Origin of the sequence: Jidongwangia harbinensis, from assembly GCF_020216025.1 — a bacterium.
Lineage (GTDB): Bacteria > Actinomycetota > Actinomycetes > Mycobacteriales > Micromonosporaceae > Actinoplanes > Actinoplanes harbinensis.
The window spans coordinates 1-17,722 of the sequence record NZ_JAIWNC010000024.1 but is presented as its reverse complement, the minus strand read 5'-3'; the positions used below and the strand labels follow the sequence as shown (position 1 = coordinate 17,722).

14 protein-coding genes are annotated in these 17,722 nt (G+C 72.6%); 9 read left to right on the top strand and 5 right to left on the bottom strand.

Annotation, left to right across the window (positions count from 1 at the left end; all coding sequences use genetic code 11):
• Window positions 1-8: 8 nt before the first annotated feature.
• From LDL48_RS26720 to LDL48_RS26710, 3 genes are read left to right on the top strand one after another with little or no spacing between them, the layout of a single operon-like run.
• Window positions 9-818, top strand: coding sequence for a protein kinase domain-containing protein (locus tag LDL48_RS26720; protein ID WP_225257983.1), 810 nt, complete (start codon window positions 9-11; stop codon window positions 816-818).
• Window positions 815-2,833, top strand: a complete 2,019-nt coding sequence (locus tag LDL48_RS26715) for a cation:proton antiporter domain-containing protein (RefSeq protein ID WP_225257982.1) — start codon at window positions 815-817, stop codon at window positions 2,831-2,833. The genes LDL48_RS26720 and LDL48_RS26715 overlap by 4 nt, the downstream gene beginning before the upstream one ends.
• Window positions 2,830-4,716, top strand: coding sequence for a serine/threonine protein kinase (locus LDL48_RS26710; protein ID WP_225257981.1), 1,887 nt, complete (start codon window positions 2,830-2,832; stop codon window positions 4,714-4,716). The genes LDL48_RS26715 and LDL48_RS26710 overlap by 4 nt, the downstream gene beginning before the upstream one ends.
• Before the next feature lie 60 nt (window positions 4,717-4,776).
• Here the strand turns inward: LDL48_RS26710 and LDL48_RS26705 are convergent, their stop codons facing one another.
• Both LDL48_RS26705 and LDL48_RS26700 read right to left on the bottom strand, forming a co-directional pair.
• Complete coding sequence (locus LDL48_RS26705) at window positions 4,777-6,441, bottom strand: beta-1,3-glucanase family protein (RefSeq protein WP_225257980.1); 1,665 nt, start codon at window positions 6,439-6,441, stop codon at window positions 4,777-4,779.
• A gap of 179 nt (window positions 6,442-6,620) precedes the next feature.
• Window positions 6,621-8,165: a ricin-type beta-trefoil lectin domain protein gene (locus LDL48_RS26700; RefSeq protein ID WP_225257979.1), complete on the bottom strand. Its 1,545-nt coding sequence runs from the start codon at window positions 8,163-8,165 to the stop codon at window positions 6,621-6,623.
• 349 nt (window positions 8,166-8,514) lie between these two features.
• On the opposite strand from LDL48_RS26700, the gene LDL48_RS26695 reads away from it, so the two are divergent.
• The 6 genes from LDL48_RS26695 to LDL48_RS26670 all read left to right on the top strand — a co-directional run bounded on the left by LDL48_RS26695 (window position 8,515) and on the right by LDL48_RS26670 (window position 14,297).
• Window positions 8,515-8,718, top strand: a complete 204-nt coding sequence (locus tag LDL48_RS26695) for a cold-shock protein (RefSeq protein WP_225257978.1) — start codon at window positions 8,515-8,517, stop codon at window positions 8,716-8,718.
• An 88-nt stretch (window positions 8,719-8,806) separates the two neighbouring features.
• Window positions 8,807-9,553 (top strand): class I SAM-dependent methyltransferase, encoded by a 747-nt coding sequence (locus LDL48_RS26690; RefSeq protein WP_308016499.1) that lies wholly within the window; start codon window positions 8,807-8,809, stop codon window positions 9,551-9,553.
• Window positions 9,554-9,622: 69 nt separating this feature from the next.
• The gene (locus LDL48_RS26685) at window positions 9,623-10,813 is read left to right on the top strand and encodes an NAD(+)/NADH kinase (RefSeq protein ID WP_225257977.1); all 1,191 of its coding nucleotides are present in this window, start codon (window positions 9,623-9,625) and stop codon (window positions 10,811-10,813) included.
• Complete coding sequence (locus LDL48_RS26680) at window positions 10,810-11,103, top strand: UBP-type zinc finger domain-containing protein (protein ID WP_225257976.1); 294 nt, start codon at window positions 10,810-10,812, stop codon at window positions 11,101-11,103. The genes LDL48_RS26685 and LDL48_RS26680 overlap by 4 nt, the downstream gene beginning before the upstream one ends.
• Before the next feature lie 10 nt (window positions 11,104-11,113).
• Window positions 11,114-12,772, top strand: coding sequence for an NAD(P)/FAD-dependent oxidoreductase (locus LDL48_RS26675; RefSeq protein ID WP_225257975.1), 1,659 nt, complete (start codon window positions 11,114-11,116; stop codon window positions 12,770-12,772).
• Window positions 12,773-12,911: 139 nt separating this feature from the next.
• Entirely contained in the window at window positions 12,912-14,297 is a 1,386-nt protein-coding gene (locus tag LDL48_RS26670) for an ATP-binding protein (RefSeq protein ID WP_225257974.1), read from the top strand.
• On the opposite strand, the gene LDL48_RS26665 is transcribed toward LDL48_RS26670, so the two are convergent.
• From LDL48_RS26665 to LDL48_RS26655, 3 genes are all read right to left on the bottom strand, one after another.
• Window positions 14,298-14,807, bottom strand: coding sequence for a mycothiol transferase (locus tag LDL48_RS26665; protein ID WP_225257973.1), 510 nt, complete (start codon window positions 14,805-14,807; stop codon window positions 14,298-14,300). It lies immediately after the preceding gene.
• A gap of 14 nt (window positions 14,808-14,821) precedes the next feature.
• Window positions 14,822-15,601, bottom strand: a complete 780-nt coding sequence (locus tag LDL48_RS26660) for a hypothetical protein (protein WP_225257972.1) — start codon at window positions 15,599-15,601, stop codon at window positions 14,822-14,824.
• 90 nt (window positions 15,602-15,691) lie between these two features.
• Window positions 15,692-16,996: an MFS transporter gene (locus tag LDL48_RS26655; protein ID WP_225257971.1), complete on the bottom strand. Its 1,305-nt coding sequence runs from the start codon at window positions 16,994-16,996 to the stop codon at window positions 15,692-15,694.
• Between the last annotated feature and the right edge of the window lie 726 nt (window positions 16,997-17,722).

Sequence of the window (17,722 nt, the reverse complement as noted above, 5' to 3'; positions counted from 1 at the left end):
CGGATCAGGTGCAGGGCATCGCCGACTACGACTTCATCCGCCCGCTGGGCTCCGGCAACCACGGTCACTTCTTCCTGGCCCGGCGCCCGCCGCGGCTGCCGATCGACGTCGAGTACGTCGCCGTCAAGGTGCTGCACGCCGAATCGAGCGAGGTGGCGTTCCGCCGGGCCACCCGGGAGCTGGCCGCGTTCGCGGCGGTGCGGTCGCCGTACCTGGTCACCCCGATCGACGCGGGGCAGCAGGACGGCGCCTTCTTCTACTCGATGGAGTACCTGCCGGGCGGGTCGCTCGCCGACCCCGCCGAACCGGTCCCGCCGGCGGGGGCGCTGCGGGCCCTGGCCGCTGCGGCCCGGGCCGCCGCGGCGCTGCACGCCGCCGGCATCGCCCACCGCGACATCAAGCCGGGCAACGTGCTGCTGCATCCCGGCGGCGGCCGGCTCTCCGACCTGGGCCTGGCCCAGGTCTTCACGGAGGGGGTCACGGTCACCGGGATGGGCGGTCTCGACGCGATCGAGTACGTCGACCCGGCGCTGCTGCTCGGCGGCGCGCCGGGCCCGGCCACCGACGTGTGGTCGCTGGGGGTGCTGCTGCACCGCGTGGTGAGCGGCGCCGGTGTCTACGGCGACCTGCCCGGGTCCGACGGGCTGCTGGCGCTGCGCCGGGTGCTGTCCGCCGAGCCCCGGATCAGTGCGTCGCTGCCCGCGCCGGTCGCCGGCCTGGTGCGGGAGTGCCTGGGCCCGGCGCAGGCACGCCCCGACGCCGCCACGGTGGCCGACCGGATCGACGCGCTGCCGGCCACGGACGGGGTACGTCCATGACCTCCCACGCGGTCGGCCAGCTCCTGTTCGGGCTGGCGGTGATCATCGTGCTGGCCCGCGTCCTGGGGGCGCTGGCCCGCAAGGCCGGCCAGCCGCCGGTGGTCGGCGAGATCATCGCCGGCATCCTGATCGGCCCCAGCCTCTTCGGCACGCTGGTCAGCGACCAGCTCTTCCCGGTCGACATCCGACCCGCCCTGGCCGGGCTGGCCAACGTCGGCCTGGTGCTGTTCATGTTCATCGTCGGCTACGAGTTGGACCACACCCTGGTCCGCGGCCGGCAACGGATCGCGGTCAGCGTCTCGATCGGCTCCATCGTGGCGCCGCTCGTCCTGGGTGCCGGGCTCGCCTGGTGGCTGGCCGGCCGGCACGGCGTCACCGACGTCGTGCCGTTCGCCCTGTTCATCGGCGCCGCGATGGCGGTCACCGCGTTCCCCGTGCTGGCCCGGATCGTGGCCGACCGGGGCCTGATCCGGACCGAGGTGGGCGGCCTCGCGCTGGCCAGCGCCGCGGTGGACGACGTGTTCGCGTGGTCGCTGCTGGCGGTCGTGGTGGCGGTCGGTACGGCCGACGGCGGCCTGCCCTGGCCGGTGCTCGGGGTGATCCCGTTCCTGATCGTGATGTTCCGCTGGGTCCGCCCGGTGCTGCAGCGCCTCGCGGCGGCGCGGGAGCGGGCCGGCCGGCTGACCCCCGACGTCCTGGCCGTGATCCTGGCCGGCCTGCTGGTCTCCAGCTACCTCACCGAGATCATGGGGTTGCACGCGATCTTCGGCGCGTTCGTGTTCGGCGCGGTGATGCCGCGGGCCGGCGGCGAGGCGCTGCGGCACGAGATCCTGGAACGCCTGGAGCAGGTGAGCGTGCTCCTGCTGCTGCCGGTGTTCTTCGTGGTCGCCGGACTCCAGGTCGACCTGTCCACGGTCGACGGCGGCGCGCTGCTGGAGCTGACCCTGATCCTGCTGGTGGCCATCGGCGGCAAGTTCATCGGCGCGTACGCCGGTGCCCGGCTGAACAAGGTCGGCGCCCGGCAGTCCGGCGCGCTGGCCACGCTGATGAACACCCGCGGCCTGACCGAGATCGTCATCCTCTCCGTCGGCCTCCAGCTGGCCATCATCGACCGGCAGATCTTCTCGATGATGGTGGTGATGGCGCTGGTCACCACCGTGATGGCCGGCCCGCTGCTGGCCCTGATCTACCCCGCCCGGGTGGTGGCCCGCGACGTGGCCCGGGCCGAGCGTGCCGCGCTCGGCGGCGCGGCCGGCTACACCTGCCTGGTGGTGGTGCCCGGCGCCGCCCCGGCCGCGGCGGCCGTGGTGGACCTGGCCACCGCGCTGATCGGCACACGGCGGCCCGCGACCCTGGCGCTGGCCCGGTTCGTGCCGTACCCGGCGACCGCCCTGGAGATCGGCAGCGGGCTGACCGGTGGCCTGCTGGAGATGAACCGGGCCATGGGCGCACTGACCGAGCTGGCACCGCGGAGCGGCGACGGGCTGGACGTGCCGGTGGTCGCCCGGTTCACCGGCGATCCGGCGGCGGAACTCGCCGGGCTGATCCGCTCCGGCGAGCCGGATCTCGTCGTGCGCACCGGCGACGGACCGGGTGCGGCGGACCTGCCGGTCACGGCGATCACCCTGACCGGACCACCGCCGGCGGCTCCCCGTGCGGTCATCGCCCGGTTCACCGGTGGCGCGCACGCGGACGCGGTGCTCCGGACCGCGGCCCAGCTGGCGTCGGCGTACCGGGTCGGGCTGGTCGTCGAGGCGGGACCCGGGATGCCGCGCGGCGTCGCGGCGACCGTTCGTGAGCTGCGCCGGTCCGGCCTGGCGGTGCGGGACACGGTGGCGCACGACGGTTCCGGGGCGGCACTGGTGGTGGCGGCCGACGGGTCCGCCGGCGCACATGTCGAGGTCCGCGCCGGCACCGACGGTGCCGGGGAGACCCCGGCACAGTGGATCCCCCGGCTGCGGAACCCGGCAGCCGGCCCGGCGGAGAGGGAAGCGACGCAGGTGACGACGACATGACCGGTGCTGCCGACGCCGCGGGCGTGCGGCCGTTGCGGCCGGGTGACCCCCGGCGGATGGGCCGCTACGAGCTGACCGGGCGGCTGGGCGAGGGCGGCATGGGTACGGTCTACCTGGCCACGACGCCGGAAGGCCGCCGGGTCGCGGTGAAAATCATCAAGGCGGACCTGGTCGACGACTCGCAGTTCCGCCAGCGGTTCCGCACCGAGGTGGCCCGCGCGCAGGACGTGCCGCCGTTCTGCACCGCCGAGGTCCTGGACGCCGACCCGGACCACGACCGGCCCTACCTGGTGGTGGAGTACGTGGCCGGGCCCAGCCTCGCGTCGGTCGTCGACGAGCACGGCCCGCTCACCTCGTCCAACCTGCACGGCCTGGCCATCGGGGTGGCGACGGCACTCACCGCGATCCACGGCGCGGGCGTCATCCACCGCGACCTCAAACCGAGCAACGTGCTGCTCGCGCCCGGCAGTCCGAAGGTGATCGACTTCGGTATCGCCCGGGCGGTCGAGGGCGGGGTCCGCCACACCCGTACGGATCAGATGGTCGGCACCGTGACCTACATGGCGCCGGAACGGTTCGAACCCGGCACCGGGCGGATCCTGACCCCGGCCGCGGACATCTTCGCCTGGGGCGCGGTGATCGCCTACGCGGGAACCGGCCGCACGCCGTTCGCGGCCGACCTGCCGCACCTGGTCGCGGTCCGGATCCTCACCATGCCGCCCGACCTGGGTGGCCTCGGTGGCCCGCTGCGGGACCTGGTGGAGCAGGCGCTGGCCAAGGACCCGGCGGACCGGCCGACGGCGCGGGAACTGCTGGACCGGCTGCTGTCCACCGGCCCGCTCCGCACCGGCGGGGCGGCGGCCGTGCTGGAGAAGCAGCCGGCGTTGCGGGAGGCGGTCGCCGCCACGCGGGCCGCCGACGACGAGCAGGCCCGGGAGCGGACGGTCACGGCGGTACCGTCGCCGGGTTCGGAGACGACCCTGATCCCGGCGCCGGACCGGGTGGCCGGGGCCCGGGACGTGCCGGTGGTCTCGGGCACTCCGGTGGTCTCGGGCACTCCGGTGGCACCGGACGCCCCGGCAGATCGGGCGGTCACGGTTGCTCCGGCGGCCGAGGGCACGGCGTCCCGGCGCGGGTTCGGCCGGACGGCGGTGGTCATCCTGGCGTGCGCCACGGCCGTCGCGGTGTCCGTACTCGCCGGGGTCGTGTACGGGCGCGCCGTGGACGACCGCGGCGGCGTGGGCGGCCCGCGCGCCGGCGTGTCGGCACCCGCCGCGTCCGTCTCCGCGCCGTCCGCCGCTCCCGGCGCACCGGCCGGCGTGGCCGCCGTGATCGCCGATCCGCTGACCGCGGAACGGGACTGGCGGGTGGTGCTGGACCGGGTGAACAAGGCGTCGTGCGAGTTCGACGACGCGCTGGTGGTGAAGAAGGAGGCGTCCGGTGTGTACCGCTGCCCGGGCCCGCGGCGGCTGCTGACCGACTTCACCGCGACCGTGACGGCGCGGCTGCTGACCGAGGACGCGTGCGCGGCGGTGTGGCTGCGGTTCGGCAAGGTGGACGCGACGGCGTCGCGGGAGGCCGGTTATGTGCTGGCGGTGTGCGCCGACGGGTACCGGCTGATGACCCACGGGGCGACCGGGATCGGCGACCTGGCGGAGCTGGCGGTGTTCCGGTTCGACGAACCGGTGGGGCTGCGCGAGCCGATCGCGGTGGGCATCGAGGCCGACGGGCCGCGGCTGTCGTTCACCCGGGACGGTGCGCCGGCCGGAAGCTGGACGGACTCCCGGTTCGAGATGGGACGGGTGGTCTTCGGGGTGCTGAACCTGTCGGAGGGGCGGTCGACGGTCCGGGTGTCCTTCAACGACGTGGAGATCCGCGCCTGAGCCGCCCGGCGCGCAACCCCCCGAGGATCTCGACGGGGGCGCGCGCCGGGCGGACGGTCCCTAGAACGGGGTCAGCACGATCCCGGCCGAACGGGGATCGCCGGAGTGTACGAGGGACTCCTGCGCCTGCACGTCGTCGAACGCGAAGCCGTACGCCTTGCCGTCGACCATGTTCTCGTGGATCAGCCGGGAGTAGTGGTTGGTCAGCGGCTCCCGGTAGAAGTCGTCGGCGCCGCCGCTCGGCTGGGTGTGCCGGGTGCCCAGCGTGCCGCGGTGCAGGGCGGCACACAACGTCCGGGCGATCGGGCCGACCACCTGGTCGTTCGGGGCGCCCAGGGCGCCGTCGCAGCCCCACACGTTCGCGGTGCTCGGCTTCGTGAACGACGCCACGGTGCGGCCGTTCGCGTCGGTGAAGTTCATGACGTCACCGGTCGTGCGGCCGAGGAACCGGGTGTCCGGCCGGTCCCCGAACGGCACCACGGTCAGCGCCCGGCCGGTGTAGGCGTTCCACGCGGACGTGATGTACGGGTCCAGGTACGTCGCGCTGAACCGGCCGCCGTCGGCCGCCTTGCCCGGGGCCAGCACCCGCAGCACGGTGCCGTCCGCGCGGGTCTGCACGGTGTCGGCGAACCCGGGCTGCCGCTTGATCCGGTCGATCACCCGCTGCCGCCCGCCGGGTTTCACCTCGCCGGTCCGCACGGTCCGCCCGTCGCCGCCCCGGACGCTCACCACGTGCGGCACGGCGAACATGTCGACCTGCGAACTGTTCAGCCACAGGCCGGCCTCGTTGAGGGTGAACTCGCTCCAGTCGAACAGGATGTCGCGGTTCGGGTCGTTGCCGGCCCACGGCGCGGGCTGGACCAGGCCGTCGGTGCTGAGCCGGAAGTCGAGCTTCCGGCCGAAGGACATGTACAGCCGGCCGGACAGGCCCCGGGGCACCTTGATCGTGGTGCGCTCGCCGTCCGCCGGGCCGGGGATCGAGACGTCCGGCGCGGGCACCGGCACCGCCTTGCCGCCGGTCCACGGGGTGAACGTGCCGCGCCGGTCGACGTAGCCGAGCTTGCCGGTGCCGGTGTTGACGCCGAGCACGTACAGGAACACGGACTCGTCGCGGCCGGTGTCGTTGGTGACGGTCACCGGGAGCAGGTCCGAGGCCGGTGGCACCGGGTTGTCGTCGTCGGCCGGCTTGCTGCTGGGCGTGGTGCCGGCCGGTTTGGTGGCCGGGTCGGTGGCCGGCTGGGCGGGCGGCTTGTCGCCGGGCGTGGTGGCCTCCACGGGGGCCGGCCTCGTGGTGGTGGGCGCGGCGACCGGCGCGGTGCCCGCGTCGCCGCCGGTGCCCTGACAGGGCAGCCCGTTGAGCCGGCAGTTCACCGGGGCCGGTCCGGAGCCGGTGAAGCCGAAGGACACCTTCGCGCCGACCGGCACCTGCGCGTTCCAGGACCGGCTGCGGAAGGTGCGGTGGCGGTCGGCGGCGGCCATGTCGGCCTCCCAGAAGCTGCCGACCGTGCCGCCCGCGGGCAGGTCGAACTCCACCTTCCAGGACGACAGGGCGGAGGCGCCGGTGTTGTGGATCGTCACGTCGCCCTGCCATCCGGTGTCCCAGACGGCGACCTTGCGGAAGGTCGCCGTGGGTGCGGCGGCGGATGCCGGGAGGGCGATCCAGACGGTTCCGGCCGCCGCCACGGTGGCGGCGACGGCGAGGAGCAGTGTTCGCTTGCGGCGCATGGGGGTGCGGCCTCCAGAAAGGTATCGACGGTGCGCGCCGATTATCCGGAACGGAGCACTCTCCGGGAGTTATTTCAAAAGATCATTAAAGTTTGTTTATAGGTCCCCGTCACGGGCCGTCGTCCGCCGACCGCAAGGCGCGCGATCGGCGGACGATAACGGTTTTCCGATGTGATTTTTCAGCCGCGGCGCCATTTCTGGTTGGCGCCGCCGACGCACTCCCACAGGTGCAGGACGGCGTCGTTCTCCGGGTTCCACTCGGCGATGTCCACGCACTTGTTGGCCTGCGGGTTGACCAGGTCGCCCGCCGCACTGAGCACGAACTGCTGTGCCGGGTTGCCGCTGCAGGTGGCGATCTGCACGGCCGCACCGTTCGCGGTCGAGCCCCACGCCACGTCCATGCACATGTTGTTCTGCGTGCGCAACGTGCCATTCACCCATTCCCAGCGCTGATTGGCCGCACCGGTGCAGTTCCACACGATCAGGCGCTGACCGTCGGCATAGTTGCCGTTCGGTACGTCGACGCACTTGTTGTGCCAGTTGCTGACGATGGCGCTGGTGCTGCTCCCGCCGCCGGTGGTGGTCAGCGACAGGCCGTAGACGCCGAGGATCTCGTTCACCGGCTGGAAGTACATGGTGCCGCCGGTCGAGCAGTTGCCGCTGCCGCCGGACGTCACGCCCTGCGCCTGGTTCCCGGTGATCCACGAGCCGCCCGAGTCGCCGGGTTCCGCGCACGCGTTGCTCCGGCCCAGGCCGGAGACCGCGCCCTGCGGGTAGTTCACCGTGTGGTCGCGGCCCTGCAGCGTGCCGCACCGCCATCCGGTGGTACGCCCGGAGCGGCAGATCGAGCTGCCGATCGCCGCCTCGGCCGAGCCGGCCACCGTGACGTTGCCGCCGGAGTAGTTGTTCACCCACGGCTGCGGGGTCCAGTTGCCGTTGGTACGCACCCAGCCGTAGTCGTTGCCGGGGAACGACGAACCGGCGAACGTGCCCTGGCTGACGTTGTTGTGGCCGAGCGTCGGGCTGCCGGTGCCACCGCAGTGCCCGGCGGTCACGAAGCCCCCGGCCACCGAGAAGCCCACCGAGCACAGCGTGTTGCCGTTGATCACGTACTGGTCGCCGCCGCGGATGTCGTACATCGGCCTCGGTTGCGCGGCGGCCTCCACCACGACCGGCCCGCTGCCGCTGTCCCGGGCGAACCGGCGCGCGGCCTCCTCGGCGCCGGGCCGGACCTGCACCACGACGCTGTTCGTGTCCACGTCGACGTACCAGCCGCGGATGTCCGGGCCGGCCTCGGCGCCGCGCCGGTCCATCGCGGCGCGGGCCGCGGTCAGCTCCTTCTCGCCGCGCGCGACGATCCGGGCGTCGGCACCCTCGGCGCGGACCCGGTCGGCCGCCGCGCGGGTGGTCACCGCCACGGTGAGGCGATCTCCGCCGGCCGGAATCCAGGCGCCGGCGAACGCGCCGCCGAGGCGGGCGCGCAGCCGGGACTCCACGACCGGCGCGGCGGCCTCGACCCGCAGCCGTGCGGCGATCCGGTCGTCGTCCAGTCCGAGGTCGCGGCGCATCGCGGCGAGCATGCCGGGCGCCAGGTCGAGGGTGCCGCCGGCGGCGGCCGGCGGTGCGGCCGGTGCGCCGGGGCCGGCGGAGCTCACGGTGGGGGTCAGGGTCACCGTCACGGCCGCCACGGCCGCGACGGTGATCGCCTGGTAGATCCGGTTCATGGGCATCCTTCCAGGCACGCGGCCCGCGGTCCGGCGGTCGCGTGCGAATGGGGGGAGTGGAGGGAAGGAGAGCGCTCTCTAGATCGGAGTCTGTCTATTCCCGTAACAACTGTCAAGAAAGTTGCTTGATGTTGTCGTCCCCTGTTCGGGGGCCGGTTCCGCCGTCGGCGGGCGCCGTCCGTGCTACCGTTGGACCCGTCGCCGTTCTGCGAGCCTCATATTTGCCAGCGCCTGGTGGGTATCTGACCCGCCGGGCGCTCGTGGTTTGTTCAGGCTGGATCCGGTTCGGATCTCGGACGGCGACGTAGATCCGCGGTGTGCGGATTTTTTGGTATCGAAAGGGCACGACATGGCTGTCGGCACAGTGAAGTGGTTCAACGCGGACAAGGGCTTCGGCTTCATCACCCAGGACGGCGGTGCGCCGGACGTGTTCGCCCACTTCTCCGCAATCACCGCGGATGGTTACCGCAGTCTCGAGGAGAACCAGCGGGTCGAGTTCGACGTCGAGCAGGGTCAGAAGGGCCCGCAGGCGAAGAACATCCGGCTGATCTGACCGTACGTCGGGGAGGGCCCGGGCATCCGCCGATTCGGCGGGTGCCGGGCCCTCCCCTTCGCTTTCCGGCTCGACAGAAAAGAGCTTCGTGAAGACGTACTCCGGCGCGCCCTACGCGCCCGACACCCACAGCGCCCTGCAGCGACGCCTGCTGCGGAACGCTTCCCTCCCGGCCCGTGCCACCCAGGCCGACGCGCTACGGCTGCGCACCGCGCCGCTGGTCCCCGAGGTGCACCTGTTCCTCGCCGAGGACCCGGTGCTGTTGTGGGCCCGGATCGAGGCCGACGCCGGGACCCGCCTGCCGGCGCCGTTCTGGGCGACCGCCTGGGCCGGCGGCCAGGGCCTGGCCCGCTACGTCCTGGACCACCCCGACCTGGTGGCCGGGCGCACCGTTCTCGACCTCGCCTCCGGCTCCGGCCTGGTGGCCATCGCCGCCGCGCAGGCCGGCGCGGCCGAGGTGACCGCGAACGACATCGACGGGTACGCCATCGCGGCGATCCAGGCCAACGCGAACGCCAACGGCGTGCGACTGATCTGCGACGACCGCGACCTGACCGACGGCGACGGCGGTGACGCCGAGGTCGTGCTGGCCGGCGACTGCCTCTACAGCGCCGAACTGGCCGCCCGGTTCGTCCCGTTCGTCGCCCGGGCCGCGGCCCGCGGCGCCACCGTGCTGCTCGGCGACCCCGGCCGTGGCCACGCGCCGGAGACGGAACTGGAAACAGTCACCACCTACGATCTACCCGCGACGTCGGCGGCGGACTACGAGCAGCACGAGAAGAGCTACGTGCTGCGCCCGGCCAGCCGGGTGCCGGCCATGCGGCCCGGTCGCTGACTCGCCGACCTGGGGTCGAACGTGCAAGGCTGATCGAGGGCGGGCACGCCTCTCGGGCAGGGACGGACGATGGGTGACGCCATGGGGATGGTCAAGGTCGTCGGGTTGGTGCTGCATCCGCGGCGGGACTGCGGCGCGGCGATCGACGCGATCGTGCAGTGGGCCACCGCCCGCGGCGTCACCGTCCTGGGCCTGCGGGACGAGATCACCCGGATCGACTGCGACGCCGAGGCGGTCGGCGCCGAGGAGATGATCGAGCGCGCCGGGCTGCTGGTCAGCCTCGGCGGCGACGGCACCATGCTGCGCACCATGCGCCTGGTCGAGGGCCGCAAGACCCCGGTGCTCGGGGTGAACGTGGGCCGGCTGGGCTTCCTCGCCGAGGTCGACCTGCCGGACCTGCCCGGTGCGCTGTCCGCGATCGACGAACACCGGTACACCATCGAGTCGCGTACCGCGGTCCGGACCCGCCTGCCCGGCGGCGAAGAGGTGTCCGCGTTCAACGACATCGCCCTGGTCCGGGTGCCCGGCGACGGCCTGGCCGCGGTCGGCATCACGGTCGAGGGCAGCAACTTCGTCAACTACGCCGCGGACGCGGTGATCGTGGCCACGCCCACCGGCTCCACCGCGTACAGCTTCTCCGCGGGCGGCCCGGTGGTCTCGCCGAACGTCGAGGGCCTGCTGGTCAGCGCCGCGGCCGCGCACTCGTCGTTCAACCGCTCGCTGATGCTCTCCCTCGACGAGCAACTGCAGTTCGACGTGCTGCCCACCAGCGGCCGGCTCGCCGTCGAGGTGGACGGCATCATCCGCGGGTACGCGGTGCGCGGCGACCAGCTGACCATCCACCCGATCCCGGCCGCCGCCCAGGTGATCCGCTTCGGCCGCTCCTCGTTCTACGAGCGGGCCCGCCGCAAGCTGCGGGTCGAAGGCAGCGCGCAGGTGGGTACGGGCGACGCCGCGGACGCCACCGTGGTGGACAGCTTCGAGGAGTCCCGCTACGAGATCGTGCTCGGCGGCGAGGTGGCCGGAAAGCTGCACTACCGCCGGGCGGACGGCCGGGTCGAACTCACCCACACCGAGATCGACCAGGCCTTCGAGGGTCGCGGGCTGGCCGGCCGGCTGGCCGCGGCCGCGCTGACCGACGCCCGGACCCGGGCCACCCCGGTGGTGGTCACCTGCCCGTTCGTCACCGGCTACGTGGAGCGTCACCCCGAGTACGCCGACCTCCTCCAATCCCCGCCCGAGACAAGGACCACCCGATGACCCAACCCGCCTGCACCCATCTCGACCAGGCCGCGGACGTCACGCCCTCGGGCAACGGCTGCGTCGAGTGCCTCGCCTCCGGCGGCCGCTGGGTGCACCTGCGCATGTGCATGAGCTGCGGCCACGTCGGCTGCTGCGACTCCTCCGAACACAAGCACGCGACCGCGCACTTCCACGCCGACGACCATCCGCTCGTCCAGTCGTACGAGCCGGGCGAGGACTGGTGGTGGTGCTACCAGGACAACGTCGCCTTCCGGGTCGCCACCGCCCCCTCGTACTCGCACACCTGAGGTTTGATCCATGGGCCATGCCACGATCCTGACCGTCGACGACGACCCCTCCGTCTCCCGCGCGATCGCCCGTGACCTGCGCCGCCGGTACGGCGAGCAGCACCGCATCATCCGCGCCTCCTCGGGCGCCGAGGCACTCGAGGCGCTCAAGGAGATCAAGCTGCGCGGCGGCCGGGTGTCGGTCATCCTGGCCGACTACCGGATGCCGCAGATGAACGGCATCGAGTTCCTGGAACAGGCGATGGACCTGTTCCCGCACGCCCGGCGGGCCCTGCTCACCGCGTACGCGGACACCGACGCCGCGATCCAGGCGATCAACGTGGTGGACGTGGACCACTACCTGCTCAAGCCGTGGGATCCGCCGGAGGAGAAGCTGTACCCGGTGATCGACGCGCTGCTCGACGCCTGGCAGGCCACCGGCGACCGGGAACTGGACGACATCCGGGTGGTCGGGCACCGGTGGAGCGAGCCGTCGTACCAGATCCGCGATTTCCTCGCCCGCAACCTGGTGCCGTACCGCTGGCTCTCCGCCGACGAACCGGAGGGTCTCCGGCTGCTCGAGGCGGCCGGGGTCGGCCCGGAGTCGATTCCGCTGGTGGTGACCGCGGACGGCCGGGCCATGCCGCAGCCCAGCACCGGCACGCTGGCCGAGGCGGTCGGGCTGTCCACCGCGCCGAACCGTGACTTCTACGATCTGATCATCGTGGGTGGCGGGCCGGCCGGGCTGGGCGCGGCCGTGTACGGCGCCTCCGAGGGCCTCAAGACGCTGCTGGTGGAACGGCAGGCGGTCGGCGGGCAGGCGGGGCAGAGCTCACGCATCGAGAACTACCTGGGCTTCCCGGACGGCATCTCCGGCGCCCAGCTCACCGACCGGGCGCGCCGACAGGCCGGCAAGTTCTCCGCCGAGGTGCTGAACACCCGCGAGGTGGTCGCGCTGCGCGCCGACGGATCGGCGCGCACGCTGCACTTCGCGGACGGTGGCGAGGTGTCCGCGCACGCGGTGGTGCTCGCCACCGGCGTCGCGTACCGTCCGCTGGCCGCCGACGGCGTGCGGGAACTGACCGGTTCCGGCGTCTACTACGGTTCGGCCGCCACCGAGGGGCCGGCCTGCGCCGGCAGCGACGTCTACATCGTCGGCGGGGCGAACTCGGCCGGGCAGGCGGCGCTGTTCTTCTCCCGGTACGCCCGGAGCGTCACGCTGCTGGTGCGCGGCGACTCGCTCGAGGCGTCCATGTCCTACTACCTGATTCAGCAGCTGGCCCAGATCGAGAACGTGCACGTCCGGACCAGGTGCGAGGTGGTCGGCGCGCAGGGTGACGGCCACCTGCAGGCGATCACCATCTGCGACAGCAAGAGCGCGGCGCAGACGACCGTGGAGTGCGGCTACCTGTTCGTGTTCATCGGTGCGGAACCGCGCACCGACTGGCTCGGCGACACGGTCGCCCGGGACGGGCGCGGGTTCGTGTACACCGGCCCGGATCTGCTGCGAAATGGCACCCGTCCGGCGGGATGGAATCGGGACCGGGATCCGTTCTACCTGGAGTGCAGCGTTCCGGGCATCTTCGCCGCCGGCGACGTCCGGGCCAACTCGGTGAAACGGGTGGCCTCGGCGGTCGGCGAGGGCGCGATGGCGGTCACGCTGGTGCATCGCTACCTGGAGGCGCAATGAGCGGAGCGGGGAGGCTACGGGCCGGGCCACGACGGTGGACGAGCGCCGAGCCGCGGAGCGGAGGCAAGCAGTGAGCGACGTTGTATTGCTCCCGTGTGAGCCGGGGCGACTGACTCGCGACGAGCTGCGGACGCTGTTCTTGTTCGAAAAGCTCGGCCCCGAGCAGCTCGACTGGCTCGCCGAGCACGGCTGCACCATGCGGGCACCGGCCGGCGCGTGGGTGCTGCGCGAGGGCGACCCGGCGGACAAGTTCTTCGTCCTGCTCAGCGGCACCATCTCGCTGACCCGCCGGGTCGGGCAGGACGATGTGCAGACCGTGCGCACCGAGCAGCGCGGCGTGTACATGGGCGCCACCCAGGCGTACCTGCGCGACGACGGCGTGCCCCGCACCTACCTGGCGTCGATGCGCGCGCTGGACGACTCCGAGTTCTTCGTGCTGGAGGCGGCCGACTTCGGCTGGCTGATGCGCGAGTGGTTCCCGATGGCGATTCACCTGCTGGAGGGGCTCACGCTCGGCATGCGCAGCTCGCAGGCGGCGATCAGCGAACGGCAGCGGCTCGCCGCGCTGGGCGCGTTGTCGGCCGGCCTGATGCACGAGCTGAACAACCCGGCCGCGGCCGCCTCCCGGGCCACCGGCGCGCTGCGCCAGCGGGTCGCCGGCATGCGGCACAAGCTCGGCATGCTGGCCGCCGGCAAGGTGCCCGCCGAACAGCTGAACGAGCTGGTCGAGCTGCAGGAGGAGGTCATCGAGAAGGCCGCCAAGGCGCCCACGCTGACCGCCATGCAGGCCGCCGACCTGGAGGACGAACTCGGCGACTGGATGGAGAGCAAGGGCATCACCGGCAGCTGGGACCTGGCCCCGGTGTACGCCCAGGCCGGCCTCGACGTGGACTGCCTCGCCGGGATCGAGGAGAAGGTCAGCTCCATGCTGCTCGACCAGGCGGTGCACTGGCTCGGGTACGCGCTGGAGACCGAGCAGCTGATGAGCGACATCGAGAACGCCACCAGCCGGGTGTCGTCGCTGGTGACCGCCGCGAAGCAGTACTCACAGATGGACCGTGCCGCGCACCAGTGGATCGACGTGCACACCGGCCTGGACAGCACGCTGGTGATGCTCACCCACAAGATCGGCAAGGGCGTGACGGTGGTCAAGGACTACGACCGCTCGCTACCGCAGGTCCCGGCGCACCCGGCCGAGCTGAACCAGGTGTGGACCAACCTGATCGACAACGCGGTGCAGGCGATGGACGGGGTGGGCACGCTCACCATCCGGACCTACCGCGACGACGACCACGTGCTGGTGTCCGTCGGCGACACCGGGCCGGGCGTACCCGAGGAACTGAAGAAGCGGGTCTTCGAGCCGTTCTTCACCACCAAGGCGGTGGGCCAGGGCACCGGGCTGGGACTGGACATCTCGTACCGGATCGTGGTGAACGGGCACGGCGGCGACATCCGCCTGGAATCGGCGCCCGGGGACACCCGTTTCCTGGTCTGCCTGCCGCTCGCCGAGCCCGCCTCGTCCTGATCAGCCGCCGAGGACGACGCCCCGCACATAGGCCGCCTGGCCCACGTGCTGGGTGTCGTCGTCATACACGCTGATCAGCCGCACGCCCAGGGTCACCGGCGGATCCCACGCCTCGTCCACCACCCGGTCCAGATCGGCGTCGCGCAGACCACCCAGAAACTCGAGGGTACGGTCGTGCACCGCCGTGTAGTAGTCGACCAGCGCCCCGCCGCTCTCCGGGGCCACCGCCAGCACCTGGGCGGCCGAGTGCCCGTACCCGGTGTCGGAGGGGTCCGCCTTGAGCCCGAACCGCGACGGCCAGTCGCCGCCCAGGTAGACCTGATCCGCGTCCAGCAGTTCGGCCACGTGGCTGTCCTGGACCCGGGTGAGGTGCCAGACCAGCCAGGCGACCGTGTTGGCGCCGGCGGCCGGCGGCCGCCGCAACTGCTCGGCGGACAGGCCGTCGACCGCGGACCGGACCAGGTCCGGGAGGCGGCCGAAGCCTTCGATCAGTACATCCTTGGCCTGCACGGTGACACCACTCCTCACTCGTCCGGGGTGACCGGTTCCACGTCCTGCTGCTGATCCTGCTGATCCTGATCCTGCTGCTGCTGCGTCTCCGGTGCTTCGGTGGTGGGCGCCTCGGTGGTGGGCGCCTCCGTCGTCGGTGCGGTGGTGGGCGCCCCGGTCGTCGGTGCCGTGCTGGGCGCCTCGGTGGTGGGCGTCGCGGTCGGCTCACCGTCCGGCGTCCCGGTCGACGTCGGTTCCTCCTGCGGTGCCGACGACGTGGCCGGTGCGGGCGCGGGTCGCTGCCGCTCGTCGCGGTCGTCGCCGACCAGCCGGCTCACCGTCGTGCGGCCGCCCGCGTCGTTGCCCACCATCGAGGCCACCGACCTACCGGCCAGCAGTTCCACCACCGACAGCGTGCCGAGCGTCAGCACGAACAGCACCCCGGCCGCCAGCGCGACCCGGCGCCACGGCAGCGGCGTCCGGGTCTCCGCCTCGGTCCGCTCCTCCTCGGGCACCGTGTGCGAGGGCGAATCGTCCTCCGACGCGGCCGGAACCGCCGGTGTGCCGACCGCGGCCGGCGCCTTGATGAACGTCGGAGCGAGCGTCTGCAGCTTCTTCGCGCCACGGTCCAACGACCGCTGGTAGATCTCCGTCCCCACCGAGCCCACGATGCTGGCGACGGCGGCCCCGATCACCGTGCCGGCCACCCCGAGGAAGGAACCGATCACGGCCGCCGAGACGGCCGCCAGTGTCCCCGCGGCCACCTTGGTCACTTGTTTGCCGGACCAGAGACGGTCCGGTGCCTGCTCGCTCATGTCCTCCTTGCCTCATGCCTGTCTGGTTCGGTCGAAGCCTCTTGCCTTGACCCGGTACGGCCCGGGCTAAACCACCCGTAAGGGGGTGCCTCAGTGGGCGCGCCGGGCCGCCAGCACCTCGCGCAGCGGCCGGACGATCACGCCCTCCTCGGCCATTCGCCGCCGGGCCAGGCGGCGCGTCCGCAGGATGCCGGCCAGCCCCACCGCACCCACCAGGAACTGCACCGACATGGCCACCCGGAAGTCGCCCATGTCGTACGCCGCGGCCCCGCCGGTGCGGGCGTCCAAGATCACTCCGACCAGCAGAATGGTCAACAGCGACGCGACGAACCCACCGACGTTCACGATCCCGGTCGCGGTGCCCAACCGGCTCGGCGGATTGAAGGTGCGGGCGAAGTCGAACCCGATCATCGAACCTGGCCCGCCCAGCCCCAGCGCCAGTACCAGCAGCACCAGCACCGGCAACGGCGGCCGCCCCGGCCACGCCAGCACCAGCACCCAGCCCGCCGCGTTCGCCGACACCACGCCCAGCACCAGCCACGACCGGCGCAACGGATGCCGCTGCGCCAGCACGCCGATCACCGGCCCGGCGGCCATCGCGGTCAGCACGAACACGGTCAGCAACCCGCTGGCGGTCTCCCGGCTGACCCCCGCACCGGCGACGAGGAACGGAAAGCCCCACATCAGCGCGAAGACGGTGCCGGTGAACTGGGTGGTGAAATGCGACCACAGGCCGAGCCGGGTGCCCGGATGCAACCACGCACCCCGCAGATCCGCGCCCACCTGAGCCGCGGTCACCGGAGGCCCCGCGTTGATCCGCCGCTCCGGCGTGTCCCGCAACGCGACCAGCGCCAGCAGCGCCACGAACACCCCGGCCGCCGCCGCACTCACGAACGCCGGCGTCCAGCCCCGCCCGGCCAGCAGCACGGCCAACGGCACCGCGCTGAGGATCTGCCCGAGCTGCCCCATGATGCCGGTGAGCTGCGCGACCACCGGCACCCGCCGAGCCGGGAACCAGAACGGCACCAGGCGCAACACGCTGATGAACGTCATCGCGTCACCGGCACCGACCAGCACCCGCCCGGCGACCGCACCGGTCACCCCGTCCGCGAACGCGATCAGCACCTGGCCGGCCGCCATCAGCAACCCGCCGCTGACGATCAGCCGCAGCGAACCGAACCGGTCCAGCAACAGCCCGACCGGAACCTGCAGACCGGCGTAGACCAGCAACTGCAGCACCGCGAACGAGGCCAGCGCACTGGCGCCGACGTCGAACCGGGCCTGAGCGTCGAGGCCGGCGACACCGAGAGAGGTGCGATGCAGGACCGCGACAACGTACGCGATCAGCCCGACCGTCCACACAGCCCAGGCCCGGGCACCGGGTCGCAGGGCCATGTCCCGCCTTTCCGTGGTCGCTTGTCCCGTCCCATCAACCCTCCGCGCAGGCCCCCGCCGCGACAACGACGAGCGCCACATCTCCCACGTGTGACCCGTCACGCCGTCGGCTCGGCACGCCGTCGGCTCGGCACGCCGTCGGCTCGGCACGCCGTCGGCCGTCGAGTGGCTCGCAGTTCCGCATGGTCGGGTTGACCGCCCTGGCGTCCTGCCCTGGCGTCCTGCCCTGGCGTCCTGCCCTGGCGCCCCGCCCTGGCGCCCCGCTCGGGTGCGGTGTGTGCCGGAATGTTGCAGGCGGGGTTGCCGCGCCTCGCCGCCAGACAGGGTGCTGCCCTGCCCGGGTGGCACCCCGTCCACCGCGTGAGGCCTGGTCGAACTGGACGTCAGGTCCGCCGGAGCTGCTGGGCGCACCGGAGTTCTGCACGGTTGGGGTGTGTGGGTTTGCGGTGCGGTGGGTGCCGGAGTTCTGCACGGTGGGGGTGGCTGGTGGGGGTGTGTGGGTTTGCGGTGCGGTGGGTGCCGGAGTTCTGCACGGTGGGGGTGGCTGGTTGGGGTGTGTGGCGTTGCGGTGCGGTGCTTGCCCAAGTTCCACACGTTCCTGAGCTTCCCCCCGGGATGTGGACACCGGGTTATGCCGCGCTCTGCTGCAGCGTAACGGTTTCCAGGGTTCGTTCGTAGTCGGCGGGGCTGCGGTAGCCCAGTGCTGAGTGGCGTCGGCGGTGGTTG

What these genes read in the sequence shown, in the direction of transcription:
- LDL48_RS26715 (WP_225257982.1), top strand. Translation starts at nt 815, where the DNA reads ATGACCTCCCACGCGGTCGGCCAGCTCCTGTTCGGGCTGGCGGTGATC.
- LDL48_RS26710 (WP_225257981.1), top strand. Translation starts at nt 2,830, where the DNA reads ATGACCGGTGCTGCCGACGCCGCGGGCGTGCGGCCGTTGCGGCCGGGT.
- LDL48_RS26705 (WP_225257980.1), bottom strand. Translation starts at nt 6,441, where the DNA reads ATGCGCCGCAAGCGAACACTGCTCCTCGCCGTCGCCGCCACCGTGGCG.
- LDL48_RS26700 (WP_225257979.1), bottom strand. Translation starts at nt 8,165, where the DNA reads ATGAACCGGATCTACCAGGCGATCACCGTCGCGGCCGTGGCGGCCGTG.
- LDL48_RS26695 (WP_225257978.1), top strand. Translation starts at nt 8,515, where the DNA reads ATGGCTGTCGGCACAGTGAAGTGGTTCAACGCGGACAAGGGCTTCGGC.
- LDL48_RS26685 (WP_225257977.1), top strand. Translation starts at nt 9,623, where the DNA reads ATGGGTGACGCCATGGGGATGGTCAAGGTCGTCGGGTTGGTGCTGCAT.
- LDL48_RS26680 (WP_225257976.1), top strand. Translation starts at nt 10,810, where the DNA reads ATGACCCAACCCGCCTGCACCCATCTCGACCAGGCCGCGGACGTCACG.
- LDL48_RS26675 (WP_225257975.1), top strand. Translation starts at nt 11,114, where the DNA reads ATGGGCCATGCCACGATCCTGACCGTCGACGACGACCCCTCCGTCTCC.
- LDL48_RS26660 (WP_225257972.1), bottom strand. Translation starts at nt 15,601, where the DNA reads ATGAGCGAGCAGGCACCGGACCGTCTCTGGTCCGGCAAACAAGTGACC.
- LDL48_RS26655 (WP_225257971.1), bottom strand. Translation starts at nt 16,996, where the DNA reads ATGGCCCTGCGACCCGGTGCCCGGGCCTGGGCTGTGTGGACGGTCGGG.